11 protein-coding genes are annotated in these 17,353 nt (G+C 74.3%); 7 read left to right on the top strand and 4 right to left on the bottom strand.

What is annotated here, in order from left to right:
- Window positions 1–306: 306 nt before the first annotated feature.
- The gene (gene pcrA, locus ACO1BR_RS11235) at window positions 307–2,811 is read left to right on the top strand and encodes a DNA helicase PcrA (protein WP_426794888.1); all 2,505 of its coding nucleotides are present in this window, start codon (window positions 307–309) and stop codon (window positions 2,809–2,811) included.
- Between the two features lie 30 nt (window positions 2,812–2,841).
- Here pcrA and ACO1BR_RS11230 read toward each other — a convergent pair whose 3' ends face one another.
- Complete coding sequence (locus ACO1BR_RS11230) at window positions 2,842–4,452, bottom strand: peptidoglycan DD-metalloendopeptidase family protein (protein ID WP_426794887.1); 1,611 nt, start codon at window positions 4,450–4,452, stop codon at window positions 2,842–2,844.
- Between the two features lie 224 nt (window positions 4,453–4,676).
- Window positions 4,677–5,507 carry an alpha/beta fold hydrolase gene (locus ACO1BR_RS11225; RefSeq protein WP_426794886.1) on the bottom strand — a complete coding sequence of 277 codons (831 nt, stop codon included), beginning with the start codon at window positions 5,505–5,507 and terminating at the stop codon, window positions 4,677–4,679.
- 363 nt (window positions 5,508–5,870) lie between these two features.
- Between ACO1BR_RS11225 and ACO1BR_RS11220 the strand changes: the two genes are divergently transcribed.
- Window positions 5,871–6,329 carry a cobalamin B12-binding domain-containing protein gene (locus ACO1BR_RS11220; protein ID WP_426794885.1) on the top strand — a complete coding sequence of 153 codons (459 nt, stop codon included), beginning with the start codon at window positions 5,871–5,873 and terminating at the stop codon, window positions 6,327–6,329.
- Window positions 6,330–6,346: 17 nt separating this feature from the next.
- Here ACO1BR_RS11220 and ACO1BR_RS11215 read toward each other — a convergent pair whose 3' ends face one another.
- A complete protein-coding gene (locus ACO1BR_RS11215; protein ID WP_426794884.1) occupies window positions 6,347–8,074 on the bottom strand; it encodes a DUF5691 domain-containing protein in 1,728 nt (575 codons plus the stop codon).
- Between the two features lie 94 nt (window positions 8,075–8,168).
- The gene (locus ACO1BR_RS11210; RefSeq protein ID WP_426794883.1) at window positions 8,169–9,608 is read right to left on the bottom strand and encodes an SWIM zinc finger family protein; all 1,440 of its coding nucleotides are present in this window, start codon (window positions 9,606–9,608) and stop codon (window positions 8,169–8,171) included.
- 169 nt (window positions 9,609–9,777) lie between these two features.
- Here ACO1BR_RS11210 and ACO1BR_RS11205 point away from each other — a divergent pair, with 169 nt between their 5' ends.
- From ACO1BR_RS11205 to ACO1BR_RS11185, 5 genes are all read left to right on the top strand, one after another.
- Window positions 9,778–10,905: an ATP-binding protein gene (locus tag ACO1BR_RS11205; RefSeq protein WP_426794882.1), complete on the top strand. Its 1,128-nt coding sequence runs from the start codon at window positions 9,778–9,780 to the stop codon at window positions 10,903–10,905.
- Window positions 10,902–13,547, top strand: coding sequence for a DUF5682 family protein (locus ACO1BR_RS11200; RefSeq protein ID WP_426794881.1), 2,646 nt, complete (start codon window positions 10,902–10,904; stop codon window positions 13,545–13,547). The genes ACO1BR_RS11205 and ACO1BR_RS11200 overlap by 4 nt, the downstream gene beginning before the upstream one ends.
- Window positions 13,544–14,848: a vWA domain-containing protein gene (locus tag ACO1BR_RS11195; protein WP_426794880.1), complete on the top strand. Its 1,305-nt coding sequence runs from the start codon at window positions 13,544–13,546 to the stop codon at window positions 14,846–14,848. The genes ACO1BR_RS11200 and ACO1BR_RS11195 overlap by 4 nt, the downstream gene beginning before the upstream one ends.
- A 140-nt stretch (window positions 14,849–14,988) precedes the next feature.
- Window positions 14,989–15,894: a hypothetical protein gene (locus ACO1BR_RS11190; RefSeq protein ID WP_426794879.1), complete on the top strand. Its 906-nt coding sequence runs from the start codon at window positions 14,989–14,991 to the stop codon at window positions 15,892–15,894.
- 93 nt (window positions 15,895–15,987) lie between these two features.
- Window positions 15,988–17,166, top strand: coding sequence for a hypothetical protein (locus ACO1BR_RS11185; protein ID WP_426794878.1), 1,179 nt, complete (start codon window positions 15,988–15,990; stop codon window positions 17,164–17,166).
- Window positions 17,167–17,353: the final 187 nt, after the last annotated feature.

The following is a 17,353-nucleotide window of genomic DNA, read 5'->3' as shown; positions in this document are numbered from 1 at the left end:
CGGGCTGCCCGAACGAGACGGTAGCCAACCCGTGTGGCCCCTGTGAAGGCTGATGTTCGATATGCCCGAAACCTTTTCGTTATCTGAACTCGGCTCCGGTTTCCCTGCGGTGGAAGTCGCCTGCGGGCGGCCCATTCCGAGCCAGGGCTGATACGGTCACCGGTTGCGCCGCGTAAGGAAGGAACCGGGACCGCGCCCCGCACGAGCCCCGCAGGGTCGCCGCCGGGACCTCCGCGCCGCACTTCCCCGCGGCAATCGGCCACTCCGCAACCGCTTGTCAGTGCGGCGGCCTAGACTCGGTTGGCGATGAGCAGCCTCTTTGACGACAGCTTCCTGGCGGACCTCGGGCCCTCGGACGAGGAGCCCCCGCCGCCCCCCGAGGACGAGCACGGCCCGGCCCCGGAGGAGATGCCCGCCGACCTCTTCGGCGGCAGGTTCGACGCGCCCGTGTCCAGGGAGGCGTACTACCGCGACGGCGCCGCCCGCCCGGCCCTCGACGCGGCGGCGCTCCTGGAGGGGCTCAACGACCAGCAGAAGGCGGCCGTGGTGCACACCGGCGGCCCGCTGCTGATCGTCGCCGGCGCCGGTTCCGGCAAGACCCGGGTGCTGACCCACCGCATCGCGCATCTGCTTGCCGAGCGTCATGTCCACCCCGGCCAGATCCTCGCGATCACCTTCACCAACAAGGCCGCCGGTGAGATGAAGGAGCGTGTGGCGGACCTGGTCGGCCCGCGGGCCAACGCCATGTGGGTCTCCACCTTCCACAGCGCCTGCGTCCGGATCCTGCGCCGCGAGTCCAAGAAGCTCGGCTTCACGTCGTCCTTCTCGATCTACGACGCGGCCGACTCCAAGCGCCTGATGGCCCTGGTCTGCCGCGATCTGGATCTGGACCCCAAGCGCTTCCCGCCCAAGTCCTTCAGCGCGAAGATCTCCAACCTCAAGAACGAGCTCATCGACGAGGAGAGCTTCGCCGGGACGGCCGCCGACGGTTTCGAGAAGACCCTGGCCGAGGCGTACGCGATGTACCAGGCGCGGCTCCGCGAGGCCAACGCCCTGGACTTCGACGACATCATCATGACGACGGTCAACCTGCTCCAGGCCTTCCCGGACGTCGCCGAGCACTACCGCCGCCGCTTCCGCCACGTCCTCGTCGACGAGTACCAGGACACCAACCACGCCCAGTACACCCTCGTCCGCGAGCTGGTCGGCCCGGGCACGGCCGAGACGCCCGCCGCCGAGCTGTGCGTGGTCGGCGACGCCGACCAGTCGATCTACGCCTTCCGCGGCGCCACGATCCGCAACATCCTCCAGTTCGAGGAGGACTACCCCGACGCGACCACGATCCTGCTGGAGCAGAACTACCGCTCCTCCCAGACGATCCTCTCGGCCGCCAACGCCGTCATCGAGCGCAACGAGAACCGCCGCCCCAAGAACCTCTGGACGGACGCCGGCGCCGGCGCCAAGATCACCGGCTATGTCGCCGACACCGAGCACGACGAGGCCCAGTTCGTCGCCGACGAGATCGACCGGCTCACCGACGCCGGCGACGCCAAGGCCGGCGACGTCGCCGTCTTCTACCGCACCAACGCCCAGTCCCGGGTCTTCGAGGAGATCTTCATCCGGGTCGGGCTGCCCTACAAGGTCGTCGGCGGCGTGCGCTTCTACGAGCGCAAAGAGGTCCGCGACATCCTCGCCTACCTCCGGGTGCTCGCCAACCCCGAGGACACCGTCCCGCTGCGCCGGATCCTCAACGTCCCCAAGCGCGGCATCGGCGAGCGCGCCGAGGCCATGATCGACGCCCTGTCCGCGCGCGAGAAGATCACCTTCCCGCAGGCGCTGCGCCGCGTCGACGAGGCGTACGGGATGGCCGCCCGCTCCGCCAACGCCGTCAAGCGGTTCAACGTCCTGATGGAGGAGCTGCGCACGATCGTGGAGTCCGGGGCCGGCCCCGCCACGATCCTGGAGGCGGTCCTGGAGCGCACGGGCTATCTGGCCGAACTCCAGGCGTCCACCGACCCCCAGGACGAGACCCGGATCGAGAACCTCCAGGAACTCGCCTCCGTGGCCCTGGAGTTCGAGCAGGATCGCGGTGCGGAGGAGGAGCCGGAGGCCGGCGCCCCCGGCCCCGGGACGCTCGCCGAGTTCCTGGAGCAGGTCGCGCTGGTAGCCGACTCCGACCAGATCCCGGACGAGGACGAGGAAGGCGCCGGCGTCATCACCCTCATGACGCTGCACACCGCCAAGGGCCTGGAGTTCCCGGTCGTCTTCCTGACCGGCATGGAGGACGGCGTCTTCCCGCACATGCGCTCGCTGGGCCAGACCAAGGAGCTGGAGGAGGAGCGCCGACTGGCGTACGTCGGCATCACGCGCGCCCGCGAGCGGCTCTACGTCACCCGCTCGACGATGCGCAGCGCCTGGGGTCAGCCCTCGTACAACCCGGCCTCGCGCTTCCTGGAGGAGATCCCGGACGACCATGTGGAGTGGCGGCGGCTGTCTCCTCTGGGCTCCGGCCCGGCGACACCGTCCGCCTCGATGGGCGGCCTCTCGTCCGGCGGCGGCTTCGGCGGGGGCGTCGGCTCCTCGCTGTCGTCCGCGCGCTCCAAGGGGCCGAGCGGTTTCTCCACCCGGCGCGCCAAGGACCGCCAAGTGGTCTCGCTGGCTGTCGGCGACCGCGTCACCCACGACAGCTTCGGACTCGGCACGGTCGTCGGCGTCAAGGGCAGCGGCGACAACGCCGAGGCGACGATCGACTTCGGCGGCGAGAAGCCGAAGCGGCTGCTGCTGCGGTACGCGCCGGTCGAGAAGCTGTAGCGCCCGCGGGCGACGTCAAGAGCCGCGGCCTCAGTACGGGTTGAGGTCGTGGCTCCGCAGCCACGGGATCGGGTCGACGGCCGCGCCGCCACCGGGGCGCACCTCGAAGTGCAGATGCGGGCCGGTGGAATTGCCGGAGTTGCCGGAATAGGCGATCTGGTCACCGGCCTTGATCGATCCGGAGCGGACCTTGGTGCTGCTCAGGTGGCAGTACCACGTCTCGGTCCCGTCGGGGGCGGTCACGATCGCCATGTTGCCGTAGGCGGAGTTCCACTGGGTGCGTACGGTGCCGTCGGTGGCGGACATGACCGGGGTGCCGTAGCTGACCGGGAAGTCGATACCGGTGTGCACGGACATCCAGTTCACACCGGCCTGGCCGAAGAGCGCGCTCAGTCCGTGCTGGGTGACCGGCAGGACGAACTTGGGGCGTGCCGCCTCCTTGGCGGCGGCCTCCTCCGCCTTGCGCTTGCGCTCTTGCGCCTGCCGCTCCTTGAGGTCGAGGCGCTCCTGCGTGCGGCTGGCCCGTTCGCGGAAGTCCTGGGCGCCGGCGTTGAGTCCGGCGAGCTGGGAGTCCAGCTTCTTGTTGGCCGGGGAAGCCTTGACGGATGCGGTGTCCGCGGCGGCCTGCGTGGTCGAGCCGTCCTTGCCGTCCCCGCCGAACTGGCTGACGGAGGCGGCGGCAGCCGCACAGACACCCATCGCGGCGACCGAGGGCACCGCGACGGTCAGCAGCGCCGAACGCTTCGCCGGGCGCCGCCGCCCACGGCCCCCGCCGCGGACCGCCTTGCCCGGTTCGGGGCCGCTGACGCGCCGGGAACCGGCGGCCGGGGCCGGGGCGGCGACGGGCATCGCCTGGGTCATCGCATCGGCGATGGACGCCGGATCACCGGGGGTTCCGGGCTCGGCGGCGGGCTCGGTGTCCGGCGCGGCCTGCGGGGACGCGGCCTCCTCCGGAGCGTCGTACTCGTATGCCGGGGCGCCCTGTTGGTGGCTCTGGGCGGTGCCGTACGCGCCGGTGTCGCGCCAGGACGCGGCGTCCCACTGGACCGTGTCGTCCGCCGGCGGGCCGGCCTGCGCGGGGATGCCCGGAACGTAGTCCGCGGTGGACCAGACGGCGGTGGCCTCGTGGCCGCCGGGATCCTGGAGGGCGGTGGCGGTCTCGTAGCCGGTGGTGGCGTAGGCGCCGGTGTCGTACCCGGCGGAGGCGTAACTGCCGGTGTCGTACGTGCCGGTGGGGTAGCTCCCGGTGTCGTACCCCGTCCCGCCGGGGTAGCCGCCGGCGTAGGCGGTGCTGTCGTAACTGCCGGTGTGCTCGTAGGCCGTGGTGGCGTAGGCGCCGGTGTCGTAGGCGGGGGAGTCGTAGGCGGTGTGGGCGTACGGGTCGTAGCCGGCGGTGCCGTAGGTGGCGGTGCCGTAGCCGCCGGTGTCGTAGGTGGCGGTGGCGTAACTGCCGGTGCCGTACGCGGCGGTGGCCCGGCCCTCGGGCGGGTAGCCGCCGGTGCCGTAGCCGCCCTGGTCGTACGAGCCGGGGAGCGAGCCGAAGAGGGCGTCACCGTCGCCGTATGCCGGGGGCTGTGCATAGGAGGCATCGGAGGCAGGGGCGGTGTGAAGCTGAGCCCCTGATGGGTGACGGTCGTCCACCAACTTCTCTTTCGCCTCGGCTGCAGGAGAATTAGCGGCGACTGTACCCGGCGGTACGCGACGGCGACAATCTTCCGGGACTTTCGGGCTCGGCGGGATGGGGCGGGTGGCCGCCTTCCGGCAGCGCGCTTGCGCGCTCTTGGCGCGTCGTTCGAAGATCGTTCGACAAAAGACCGACAAGAGGCGCCGGACACCGGCCGGACGTCACCCAAGGGCGCCTGCCGTCAGGCCACCGAAATGGCCGCGCCGGCCGTTTGCGCCGTCTCCGCCGAGGTCAGGGAATTCCTTATGCCGGCCGCCACCGTGCCGTTGACCGGCAGCGCGAGATGCCCGACCCCGGCGACCCGGACGTTGTCCGCGCGCAAATCGGGGTGATCGATTCTGGCGGTCTCCGCCGGCACCATCACCTGATCCGCTTCGCTCCAGAACGCGACGAACCGCGTTCGGCAATGCGGCGCCGGACGCGCCAACTCCGCGATCACATCGGAATCCGGGCGCATTTGCCGGACGAGGGGATGCGCCGACATCAGGGGCGCGATTCGGGTGCCGGAGTGCGGTGTGCCGAGCGTGATCAGCGTACGGACGCGGGTGTCACCGCCGAGGCACTGCACGTAATAGCGGGCTATCAGGCCGCCGAGGCTGTGGCCCACGATGTCCACCCGCCGGTGGCCGGTCCGCGCGCACACCTCGTCCACATGGCGGCTCAGCAACTCGGCGGCCCTGCGCAGATCGCAGGTCAGCGGGGAGTAGTTGAGCGCCTCGACATGGCGCCAGCCGTGGCGGTGGAGGGAGCGCCGCAGCAGCACGAAGACCGAGCGGTTGTCGATGAAACCGTGGAGCAGGAGGACGGGCGGATGGGCGCGGCCCTCGGTGGGGAGGAGGGCGGGGGCGTCGGGAGCGGCGGCGTCCGGCGCGGACCGTCCCCGCGCCGGGGGGAGGGGCCCTTCCCGGGCGATGCCGGTCGGGTAGAGCAGGAGATGGCCGGCCAGGATCGCCAGCTCCACGAGCGTGCTGCGGAGGAGAAGCGGTGCGGTGAGAACAGGCAGGGCCCCCATGGCCGACCTCCCGAACGGCATGCGGAAGGCGGCGACGACCCCCGTATGCCCTCGTGGGAAGCCATGCGCAGCGGCGGCGGCAGTGCGGCGGCCCGCGCGACGGCCCGGCTGCGGCTCCCCGGGCGCCCGGACCGCGTGACCGTCGCCGGCCGTCCCTGGCGGCGACGCGACACGCGGAACACGGCGCGTAGCGAACATGTCCCATGTGTGATTTCCCCCTCGCCGCATGTCACGAAACGGCTGGGTACGGGATGCTGGAGATAACGTTCGTTCACGCTCGTGGCCGCCGGTTCGCGGTCGCGCGATCGATTGTCGGCTCGGCGGCACCGCCCTGCGGATGCCGTGCATGGCTTGGAGGCAGTGATGAGTGTGGCGCGGCAAGACGGGGCGCAGACGGGGAGCCAGGGCACGGCGGGCCGGTCCGGGCCGATCCGGGTCGTTGTCGCCAAGCCGGGGCTCGACGGGCACGACCGGGGGGCCAAGGTCATCGCGCGGGCGCTGCGGGACGCCGGTATGGAGGTGATCTACACCGGGCTGCACCAGACGCCGGAGCAGATCGTCGACACCGCCATCCAGGAGGACGCCGACGCGATCGGGCTGTCCATCCTCTCCGGCGCGCACAACACCCTCTTCGCGAAGGTGATCTCCCTCCTCCAGGAGCGCGACGCGGCGGACATCAAGGTCTTCGGCGGCGGCATCATCCCCGAGGACGACATCGCCCCGCTCAAGGCGCAGGGCGTCGCGGAGATCTTCACGCCGGGGGCGACGACCGCCTCGATCGTGGAGTGGGTCAACGCGAACGTGCGCCCGCTGGCCGTGTGAACCTGCTGCGGGGGCGGTCATGAGCCGGCCCCGGCCAGTTCGGCGTGCATGGTGGCGCGCAGACGGAGGGTGCCGACCAGGCGCTGGAACGCCTCGGACCAGTAGCCGCCAGAGCCCGGTGAGGCGCCCTCGGGCTCGTCCGTGAGCGCCGTCAGCATGTCGAGCCGGTCCGCCGCGCCCGGGTCCAGGCAACGCTCCGCCAGCCCCATCACTCCGCTGAAGCTCCACGGATAGCTGCCCGCGTCACGGGCGATGTCCAGTGCGTCGACCACCGCGCGGCCCAGGGGCTCGGCCCAGGGGACCGCGCAGACGCCGAGCATCCGGAAGGCGTCCGCGAGGCCGTGCCCGGCGATGAACCCGGCCACCCACAGGGCCCGTTCGTCGCCGGGGAGGACGGTCAGCAGCTTCGTCGCATCCCGCGACGAGCCGCCCGGCGCCACCTCCGCGGCGGCCTGCGCGGGGGTGCCGGGCGCGCCCAGCAGCGCCCGCGCCCAGCCGGCGTTCCGCTGGCGCACCGCGGCGCGGCACCATGCGTCGTGCAGCTCGGTCCGCCGGTCGCCGGCCACCGGGAGCGCGACGATCTCCGCCGGACCGCGGCCCCCGAGGTGCCCCGACCAGCTGTCCAGGGGCGTCGCCTCCACCAACTGCGCCAGCCACCAGGCGCGTTCGCCCCGCCCGGAAGGCGGCCTGGGGGCGACGCCGTCCCGTTGCATCCCGGCGTCGCAGGAGCGGGGCGGCTCGATCGTGAGCACGGGCTCGCCGGCGGCCCGGCCGTCCACGGCGACGCAGCGCAGGGTGCGCTCCGCCATCCGGTCCGCGAGCGCGGAGCCGGGCAGCGCGGAGAGCAGCTCGGCGGCGGTGCCGCGGACATTGCGGCTGCGGTCGGACAGTGCCTGTTCCAGGAAGGGCTCATCGCCCGCCGACAGGCCCTCGCCCAGGGAGTCCAGGAACATCAGGCGGTCCTCGGCGCGCTCGGTCGCCCAGGTGGTGCCGAGCAGCTCCAGGCCCGCCCGCGGGTCGCGGCGGCGCAGCGCGGTCAGCAGGGCGACGCGTTCGGCGAACAGGCCCTCCTCCCAGAGGCGCCGTACGGCCTCGGGGTCGCCGGCGCCCGGCAGTGCGGCCGGGCCGCCGATGCCGCGCAGCGCGAACTTCCACGCGCCGTTGAGCCGCGCCAGCCACAGGGCGCGCGGGCCCGCCAGGGCGAGCGCGGCGGGCCGCAGGTCCGTACGGGCCCTGGCTGTGTCGAGGAGCGCGGGGAGCAGCGCCTCGGGGGCGCGGTAGCCCTGCTCGACGGCGGCGGCCAGCCACTGGGGCAGCAGTTCGGTGAGATCGGGGGCCGTACCGCGGCGGCTCCCGGCGCCGGTGCCGCCGCGGTCGGCGAGCAGCAGGGCGAGCCTGCGCCGCGCCGCGGGCGGCAGCGGGGGCCGCGGGTCGGCCGGGGCCGGGGCGGGCCGCTCGCCGGCCGGCGCGGGGCGCAGCGCGGCGCGCCGGCGCACCGTGCTGATCGCCGCCGCGTCCAGCAGCGCCGCCGCGGCGCTCTGCCCGGGGCGGACGGGCACCGGCGGCGTCCGCCGCTCGGCCCCGAGCAGGGCGGCGCCGACCAGTTCGGACCAGGGGGCGGGGGAGGCGGAGGCAGAAGTGGAGGGGCGCCGGGGGACAGGCGGCGTGGCAGCGGTGGTGGTGGTCGCGGCCGCGGCAGCCGTTGCCGAGGTGGTCGTAGCCGCGGGGGGCGGTGGGGTCGTCATGCCCTTCCTCCAGGTGAGGGTGGTGCACGGGTGCGGGGCGTCGCTGCTGGACGCGGTCGGCCGGTGGGCCGGGGCGGGGGGCGCCGGGCCGGGGTCAGAGGGTCAGCGGCACCGGCGCGGGGTCCCACGCCGTCAGGGGCAGGAAGCCGCGGTGGCCGCATTCGCCGAAGACCGTGAGCGGGGCACCGCCCGATATCGCCGCCAGCTGCCAGACGGCCGTACGGCGCAGGCAGCGCGGGTCGAGCGGCAGCGCCGACTCGCCGTCGGCGTCGGCCAGTTGCCACCCCTCGCCGTCCCGGCCCGGTATGGGCGTGACGTCGGCGAGCACCACCGGCCAGGCGTCCAGCCAGGGGTCGTCGCGCAGCGCGTCGCCGTACGCGGCCAGGGCGGCGTCGATGCCGCAGCCGGGCGGGACCGGGCCGGGCACCGCGGGGGCGTGCCGTTCGCCCAGGGCGGCACGCAGCGGGCGGGCGGCCGGGTAGTACGCAAGGTCCGCGTCCAGCAGCAGACCGGGGGGCAGGGCCAGGTCCAGGGGGCGGTGGCCGCCCCCGAAGGAGAGATGCAGCGCCATCCGACCGGTCCGCTCGCCGCGCAGGAAGATCCGCCGGGTGGTCAACGCGCCCTCCTCGCCGTCCTGTTGGGCAAGGACCAGCCAGCGGTCCCGGACCGTCGCGGCATCCGGGCCGGTCAGCAGGCCGGCGGCCTCCGTCGTCAGCCCGACGCGGGAGCGGACGGTCGCCGCGAGCGGGGCCGGCAGCCGCTCGATACCGAGGAACCCCCGGTCGAGGAGGTGCAGCAGGGCGCACTCCTCCAGGAGACGGGACGGCCAGTCGGCGCCGGCGGCGCTGATCGCGCCCAACTCCCGCACCCGAGCGGCCAGTCCAGGGGCCTGCGCGTCGACCATCCGGGCGGCGGTCTCGTCCCAGGAGCCCGCGCCGGTCCCGGTCCCGGTCCCGGCTCCCGATGAGGGGGAGGCGCCGCCGGTGCGGCCCGCCGAGGCCAGTCCGGAGTGCAGCAGGTCCTCCAAGCGCTGCTCAAGTTCCGTGGCCCCGGCGGCGATACGCCGCATTCGGCGCTCCGCCCGCCGCTCGGCGGCCTCCGGGGCCGCGGGCGCGCGGGACGGGGGGCCGCCACCGGGCGCCGCGCCGTCCGGCGGGCATCCGGCGCGCTCGCCGCGCGCGGTCAGCCACTCGGCCGCCCACGAGGGCGGCTCCCCGGCCGCCACCGCTCCCGGCCCCCCGCCGTGCCCAGCGGCCCCGGCTCCGACCCAGAGCAGCAGCAGTCCCAGTGCGTGCTTGCACGGGAACTTCCGGCTCGGGCAACTGCACCGGAACGCCGGGCCCTTGACGTCCACGACCGTCCGGTAGGGCTTCCCGCCGCTGCCCTTGCACTCCCCCCACACCGCGCCGCCGTCCGCGCCCGTCTCCGACCACGGGCCCGGCGCCGCGAGCCTGCCGCCCGCCGTGCGTGATGCCTCGTCAGGCGCCAGTGCGAGCACCTGGTCCGTCGTCCAGCGTTCCCCCTGCGGATTCATGTCCCCGACGCTACGACGCGGCACTGACAATCGCGCAGAACCTCGCTGTTTCCGCAGGTCAAAAACGTTTTCCGGGGGATTGTCAGTGGCGTGGTGCAGGCTGGGAACCGCAAGCGGCCGGCGGTGTTCTCGCGGGGTGCCGGCCGTGCATCGCGACGAGGGGGAAACGATGTCCGAGAACACCGAAGCGACGGCGACCGGCGACCGGAGCACGGCCGGCGAGGTGCTCCGGCCGCACGCGGAGGACACCTTCGCACACGAGCTGACGGCCCTCGCGGCGGTCGACGACCGGCCGCGCCCGGAGCGCTGGCGGCTCTCACCGTGGGCGGTCGCGACGTATCTGCTCGGTGGCACGCTCGCGGACGGCACGGTCGTCACGCCGAAGTACGTCGGCCCGCGCCGGATCATCGAGGTCGCGGTGACGACCCTGGCGACGGACCGCGCGCTGCTGCTGCTCGGGGTGCCGGGGACGGCCAAGACCTGGGTGTCGGAGCATCTGGCGGCGGCCGTCAGCGGCGACTCCACCCTGCTGGTGCAGGGCACGGCCGGCACCCCCGAAGAGGCCATCCGCTACGGCTGGAACTACGCCCGACTGCTCGCCAGCGGCCCCAGCCGCCAGGCGCTGGTGCCCAGCCCGGTGATGCGCGCCATGGCGCAGGGGATGACCGCGCGCGTCGAGGAACTGACCCGCATCCCGGCCGACGTCCAGGACACGCTCATCACCATCCTGTCCGAAAAGACGCTGCCGATACCGGAGTTGGGACAGGAGGTGCAGGCCGTCCGCGGCTTCAACCTGATCGCCACGGCCAATGACCGCGACCGCGGCGTCAACGAACTCTCCAGCGCACTGCGCCGCCGCTTCAACACGGTCGTGCTGCCACTGCCCGCCACACCCGACGAGGAGGTCGACATCGTCGCCCGGCGGGTGGCGCAGATCGGCCGCTCGCTCCGGCTCCCGTCCGCGCCCGGGGGGCTGGACGAGATCCGCCGGGTCGTCACCGTCTTCCGCGAGCTCCGGGACGGCAGCACCGCCGACGGCCGCACCAAGCTCAAGTCGCCCTCCGGGACGCTCTCCACCGCCGAGGCCATCTCGGTGGTGACCAACGGGCTGGCGCTGGCCGCCCACTTCGGGGACGGAGTGCTGCGCCCCGGGGACGTGGCCGCCGGGATCCTGGGCGCGGTCGTCCGCGACCCGGCCGCGGACCGGGTCGTCTGGCAGGAGTATCTGGAGGCCGTGGTGCGTGAGCGCGACGGCTGGAAGGACTTCTACCGCGCCTGCCGCGAGGTGGGCGCATGACCGGCGGGAGCGCGGCGGGGCCGGTGCTGCTCGGGGTGCGGCACCACGGCCCCGGGTCGGCCCGGGCGGTGCGGGCCGCCCTGGAGCAGTGCGCGCCCCGCGCGGTGCTGATAGAGGGCCCACCGGAGGCGGACGACCTGGTCCCGTTGGCCGCGCGGGACGACATGCGGCCGCCCGTGGCCCTGCTCGCCCACGTGGTCGACGACCCCGGTCGCGCGGCGTTCTGGCCGCTGGCAGAGTTCTCCCCGGAGTGGGTGGCGCTGCGCTGGGCGCTGGCACACGGCGTTCCGGTGCGCTTCATCGATCTCCCGGCGGCACACTCACTGGCGATGGCGGCAGAACCGGAAGCAGAACCGTCGGCAGAGCCGGGAACGGAGCCCGGGGCGGGGACGGAGGCGGCGGCAGCGCCCGCGGTGCGGGTCGACCCCCTCGGCGTACTCGCCGAGACGGCCGGCTACGACGATCCCGAGCGCTGGTGGGAGGACGTCGTCGAGCACCGGGGGGCATGGGGGTCCCCCCGCACATCGGAGTCCTCCCGCGCATGGGGGTCCCCCCGCGCATGGGCGTCCCCCCGCGTGAGCGAAGCCGAGCGTGGGGGAGAAGCCGAGCCTGGGGGAGGACCGGGCGCGGATGCGCTGGCTCCGTTCGCCGCGCTCGCCGAGGCGATGGCGGCGCTGCGCGCGGCCTACGGGGACGGCGGGCATCAGCGCGACCCGGTGCGCGAGGCCCATATGCGGCTCCGACTGCGGGCCGCGCGCCGGGAGTTCGGGGACCGCGTCGCCGTGGTCTGCGGGGCCTGGCACGTGCCCGCGCTGACCCGGCGCACCACCGTGGCCGCCGACCGGCAGCTACTCAAGGGCCTGCCGAAGGAGAAGACGGCGGTCACCTGGGTGCCCTGGACACACCGGCGGCTGGCCCGGCGCAGCGGATACGGCGCCGGAATCGCCTCCCCCGGCTGGTACGGCCATCTCTTCGGCGCTCCCGACCGCCCCGTGGAGCGCTGGCTGACCAAGGTCGCCCGGCTGCTCCGCGAGGAGGACTACCCGGTCTCGTCGGCGCATGTCATCGAGGCGGTGCGGCTCGCCGAAGGGCTGGCCGCGGTGCGTGGGCGGCCGCTGGCCGGGCTCGCGGAGCTGGACGACGCGGTCCGGGCCGTCATGGGCGGGGGCTCCGACGCCCCGTCCGCGCTGATCCACGACCGGTTGGTGGTCGGCGAGGTGCTGGGCGAGGTGCCGGAGGACGCCCCCGCCGTCCCGTTGCAGCGCGATATCGCCCGCAGCCGGCGGGCGTTGCGGCTCAAGCCCGAAGCGGTGGCGCGGGAGCTGGAGCTGGATCTGCGCACGGACACCGACGCGGGGCGCAGCCGGCTGCTGCACCGGCTGCGGCTGCTCGGCGTCCCCTGGGGCGAGCCCGTCCGCTCCCGGGCCGGGAAGGGCACCTTCCGGGAGACCTGGCGGCTGTGCTGGGAACCGGAGTTGACGGTCCGGGTCGCCGAGGCCGGTATCTGGGGCACGACCGTGCTCGCGGCGGCCACCGCCAAGGCCGCGGCGGACGCCTCGGGGGCGGCGGCCCTCGCCGAGGTGACAGCGCTCGCCGAGCGCTGTCTGCTCGCCGGGCTCCCCGACGCGCTGCCGGTGGTGATGCGGGTGCTCGCGGACCGCGCCGCGCTGGACGCGGACGTCGGCCATCTCGCCCAGGCACTGCCCGCGCTCGTCCGGTCGGTGCGGTACGGGGACGTCCGGGGCACCGATGGCGCGGCGCTCCGCGAGGTCGCGCTCGGGCTGGCCGAACGGATCTTCGTCGGGCTGCCGCCGGCCTGCGCCGGGCTGGACGCCGACGGCGCGGCGGAGATGCGGGGCCATCTCGACGCCACCCAGCAGTCCGTCGGCCTGCTCGGGCAGGTGGCCGGGGCGGCGGCCGGCGAGCCCCCGGCGCCGCTGCGGCAGCGCTGGGTCGGAGTGCTGCACACGGTGAGCGAACGGGACGCCATACCGGGTCTGATCCGCGGCCGCGCCACCCGACTCCTCCTCGACGACGGGCAGTTGGGCGACGGCGGGGCGGAGCGGCTGATGGCGGCGGCGCTCTCGCCCGGCACCCCGCCCGCCGACGCCGCGGGCTGGATCGAGGGCTTCGTCGGCGGCGCGGACGGCGGGATGCTGTTGGTAAACGACGAACGGCTGCTGGCCCTGGTGGACGGCTGGCTGACGAGCGTGCCGGCCGCCGGGTTCACGGACGTGCTGCCGCTGCTGCGCCGGACGTTCGCGGAGTACGAGGCCGGTGCGCGGCGCACTCTTGGCGAGCTGGTCCGCCGCGGGCCCTCCCCCACTCTCGGCTCTGCTCGATGGGGAGGTACCCCCATCGCCGCCCGGCACCGGGCGGGCGACTTCACGGCCGCGGCGGCGCCCGGCTTCGGCCCCGGCCTGGACCGCGACCGCGCCGCCGCCGTACTGCCCACGCTGAGGCTCCTCCTGGGGACGGACCGCGACGGGGACGGGAGCGGGGACATGGACGGGGACGGCAGCGGCTGCACCGATGCCGTCCATGCCGCCGATGCCGGCAATGCCGACACCGACGTCATAGACGCCGGCGACGCCGACACCAACAGCCGCAACGCCGACATCCTTACGGGGGCGGGGAGATGACCGCAGGCACCGAAGCGACCACAGCGACCACATCGAATACGGCGACCAAGGCAATCACAGCGAACACGGCGGCCACAGCGACCACGGTGTCGGACACGCCCGCGCCCGCGCCCCCGCCCGCGCCCCCGCCTTCCGCCGCCGAGCGGCTCCGGCGCTGGCGGCTGGTGCTCGGGGACGCGGGGGCGGACGGCACGGGATGCGAACTGCGGGGTCGGGACGCCGCGATGGACGGGGCGCTGGAGTCGCTCTACGGGCAGGGCCGGGGCGGCGGCCGGGCGGATGGCCGGGGCCGCGACGCCGGCGAGCGCCGTACGGCCGGGCTCGGGGCCTCGGCTCCCGGGGTGGCGCGCTGGCTCGGCGACATCCGGACGTATTTCCCGTCCTCCGTGGTGCGGGTGATGCAGCGGGACGCCATCGACCGGCTGGGGCTGTCCGCGCTGCTGCTGGAGCCGGAGATGCTGGAGGCCGTGGAGGCCGACGTCCATCTGGTGGACACGCTGCTGTCGTTGAACAAGGTGATGCCGGAGACGACCAGGGAGACCGCACGGGCCGTCGTCCGCAGGGTCGTCGAGGACCTGGAGAAGCGGCTGGCCACCCGCACCCGGGCCACGCTCACCGGGGCGCTGGACCGCTCCGCGCGGATCAGCCGGCCCCGGCATCGGGACATCGACTGGGACCGGACGATCCGAGCCAACCTGAAGAACTACCTGCCGGAGTACGGGACGGTCGTCCCCGAGCGGCTGGTCGGATACGGCCGGGCCTCGCGGACGGTGAAGAAGGACGTGGTGCTCTGCATCGACCAGTCCGGGTCGATGGCGGCGTCGGTGGTGTACGCCTCGGTGTTCGGGGCGGTGCTGGCGTCGATGCGGGCCATCGACACCCGGCTGGTGGCCTTCGACACCTCGGTGGTCGATCTGACGGACCAGCTGGACGACCCGGTGGAGGTGCTGTTCGGGACGCAGCTGGGCGGCGGTACGGACATCAACCGGGCGCTGGCCTACTGCCAGTCGAGGATCAGCCGCCCCGCGGACACCGTCGTGGTCCTGATCAGTGACCTCTACGAGGGCGGCATCCGGGACGAGATGCTCAAACGGGTCGCGGCGATGCAGGCGTCCGGGGTGCGGTTCGTGACGTTGCTTGCGCTGTCCGACGAGGGGGCGCCCGCCTACGACCGGGAGCACGCCGCGGCGCTGGCGGCCCTGGGCTCACCGGCGTTCGCGTGTACACCTGATCTGTTTCCGGACGTGATGGCGGCGGCAATCGAAAAAAGACCCCTTCCCATACCGGACATGACGGAGTAACGGTGACAGGAGTGCCGCAGGGACTTGCACGGCACCTGGTCCGTCGTGCAAGGATCACCGCATCGCTCGATCACCCGTGATGCGCGTGACACCGAGGCACTGTGCCCGGGTGTCCCCGTCCGTATGGGAAGGTCCCCTCCTTGTCCGCTGTGTTCGCCATGCCTGCCGCCGTGCGCCTGCCGCGCACCGTGGTCGTGCGGCGTGCGCTGATGGCGGGGCTCTTCCTGGTCGGCTTCCTCGCTCTCGGCTTCACCTTCGGCACCGGCGCACACGCCGCCGACCAGGTGCAGGCCGACGGCCGCTCGGGCTCGCAGGCACTCACCGGGGCCTCGGCTCCGGGCGGGGCAGCGGCCGGAGCCACCACCCCGGACCGGGCCGCCATCCGGGCCGGGGCGGCGTACCACTCCTCCGGACTGCCGTCCTCCCAAGCCGCGTTGGCGCGGCAGGAGGCGACGGCCGAGGCCCAGGCCACCCGGCGTACGGACACCGCGGCCGGTGCGGTCACGGATGTCGTACGCCCCGCCGACCGGGTCGCCCAGCCGGTGGCCGGAGTGGTCGGCGCCATCAAGGACATCGGCGGTCTTGGGGACGTGGTCGGCGGTGCGCTGCCCGTCCACCTCCCGTTCGGTGAGCTGCCGGGCCGTCCCGGCGACGGCACCACGCCCGGTCACGGCGGGGCGCCGAGCGGCGCGCTGCCGGCCGGTGCCGGGAGCGTCGTCACCGGCCAGGCCGCCGGCGCGCAGCCGGTGATCCGCCCTGCGCACTCCGCGGGCGGCGCGCACCAGGCGGCCGCCGCACCGCCCCGTCCCGTCGTGCACCAGCAGCGGGACACCGGCCACCACGGCCTGCCGGGCCAGCTCCCGCAGGGCCCCGTGGCGCCCGCCGCGCAGTCCGCGGGTGACGGTCACGGCCCCCGTGGCGGGGGCCAGTACGCCGCCTTCCCGGCGGACTCCCCGCGCTTCCGGCTGCTGCCCGGTGGCGTCCGCACGGCTGATGGCGCCCCGACGCGCCGCCGTGCCGAAGAAATCCTCGAATTCCCCGGCTAGGGCAGACCGTTCCGCGTCTGTAACTGGACCTGCCGCGCGGGGGCGGGACAGGTCTGCCCAACACCACTCCTGAATTCGAAGGACTTCTCCACCATGCGCTCGAACATCCGCCGTTCCATCGCCGTTGCCGCCGCCGCTTCCGGTCTGTGGGCCCTGGGCTCCGTCGCCGCCAACGCGGCCGAGCTGCCCGCCACTCCGAGCCTGCCCGCCGCCGGCTCGGTGACCGGCGCCACCCAGCACCTGCCCACCACTGACGCCGCCGGCACCGTCACCAAGACCGTCTCCGGCGTGGCCGGCAAGGCGACCGGTGTCCTCGGTGGCGGGGTGTCCGCCGACCGTCTGCCCACCGGCCAGCTGCCGCAGCTCGGCGGCGCCGTGGACGGCGTGCGGCAGCTCGTCGCCGGTGCCGGGCTCTCCGGCGTGCACGCCGACGGCTTGACGAAGGCCGCCGACGCCAAGCACGGCAAGAAGGGCGACGAGGGCAACGACGACCAGGGCGACAAGAAGGGCAAGAAGCACGGCAAGGGCGCTGACCTGGGCAAGGTCGGCAAGCTGCCGAAGCTGCCCGCGACCCCGGGCCTGCCCTCCGCCGGTCTGCCCGGCGTCCCGGCGCTGCCCGGCGTCCCCGCGCTGCCCAAGACCCCCGAGCTGCCCTCCGCCCCCGCGCTGCCCAAGGCCCCGGGTTCGGTCGACAACCTGCTGGCCGGTCTCGCCGGTGCGGGCGTCCGCCCCGAGCAGCTGACGAAGCAGGCGCAGGGCGCGCTGGCCACCGCCCGTCCGGTCGTCGACAAGGTCGCGGCCGACGTGCTGCCGCCGGTCGCCGGCCGCGCCGTCACCAAGGTGCTCCCGGTCGCCCAGGGCGAGGTCGGCAACGCCGGCAAGGTCGCCGGTGACGTGGCCGCCAAGGCGACCCCGTTCGTGACCGTCGTTGACGGCCACGCGCAGCTGTTCGTCGAGGGCCTGCGCACCGAGGCCGTCCCGTTCGCCCAGCGCGTCGCGGCTGACGCCACGCCGTTCGCGCAGGCCGTCACCGGCAACACCACCGCTCTCGCGCAGGGCCTGGGCGCCGACTCCGTGCCGTTCGCGCAGAGCCTGACCGTCGTGGTCGTGGCCGACGCGAAGGGCACCGCGACCACCACCGTCGCCGGTGTGAAGAGCCTGGCCCCGATGGGCGCCGTGCCGGCCGTGCCGGCCAACCTGGCCGACCTGACCAACGCCGCCAACATCCCGGCGCTGCCCGCCGCCCCGGCCCTCCCGGTCCAGGGCGTCTGAGGCCCTCCGGGCATCAGCCCCGGTAGCGGCCGCGGCGGTGGCCGGTACCGGAAGTCGCCGGATTGATACTGCGTGACGGCACGTCACTCCGGCGCATCTCATAACAGCCGGGCGGCCCTCTGTGGGGGAGGGTCGCCCGGCCTTTGCGTTTCCGCGCGCCCGACGGGACCGGCACGGGTGGTGGGGG

Origin of the sequence: Streptomyces sp. YGL11-2, from assembly GCF_050054615.1 — a bacterium.
Taxonomy (GTDB): Bacteria; Actinomycetota; Actinomycetes; order Streptomycetales; family Streptomycetaceae; genus Streptomyces.
This window is presented reverse-complemented; position numbering and strand designations above follow the sequence as displayed.

Excerpts from the sequence above, each read along its gene's own strand:
- ACO1BR_RS11195 (WP_426794880.1), top strand. The coding sequence starts at position 13,544 with ATGACCGCAGGCACCGAAGCGACCACAGCGACCACATCGAATACGGCG.
- ACO1BR_RS11210 (WP_426794883.1), bottom strand. The coding sequence starts at position 9,608 with ATGAATCCGCAGGGGGAACGCTGGACGACGGACCAGGTGCTCGCACTG.
- ACO1BR_RS11185 (WP_426794878.1), top strand. The coding sequence starts at position 15,988 with ATGCGCTCGAACATCCGCCGTTCCATCGCCGTTGCCGCCGCCGCTTCC.
- ACO1BR_RS11205 (WP_426794882.1), top strand. The coding sequence starts at position 9,778 with ATGTCCGAGAACACCGAAGCGACGGCGACCGGCGACCGGAGCACGGCC.
- ACO1BR_RS11220 (WP_426794885.1), top strand. The coding sequence starts at position 5,871 with ATGAGTGTGGCGCGGCAAGACGGGGCGCAGACGGGGAGCCAGGGCACG.
- ACO1BR_RS11225 (WP_426794886.1), bottom strand. The coding sequence starts at position 5,507 with ATGGGGGCCCTGCCTGTTCTCACCGCACCGCTTCTCCTCCGCAGCACG.
- pcrA (WP_426794888.1), top strand. The coding sequence starts at position 307 with ATGAGCAGCCTCTTTGACGACAGCTTCCTGGCGGACCTCGGGCCCTCG.
- ACO1BR_RS11215 (WP_426794884.1), bottom strand. The coding sequence starts at position 8,074 with ATGACGACCCCACCGCCCCCCGCGGCTACGACCACCTCGGCAACGGCT.
- ACO1BR_RS11200 (WP_426794881.1), top strand. The coding sequence starts at position 10,902 with ATGACCGGCGGGAGCGCGGCGGGGCCGGTGCTGCTCGGGGTGCGGCAC.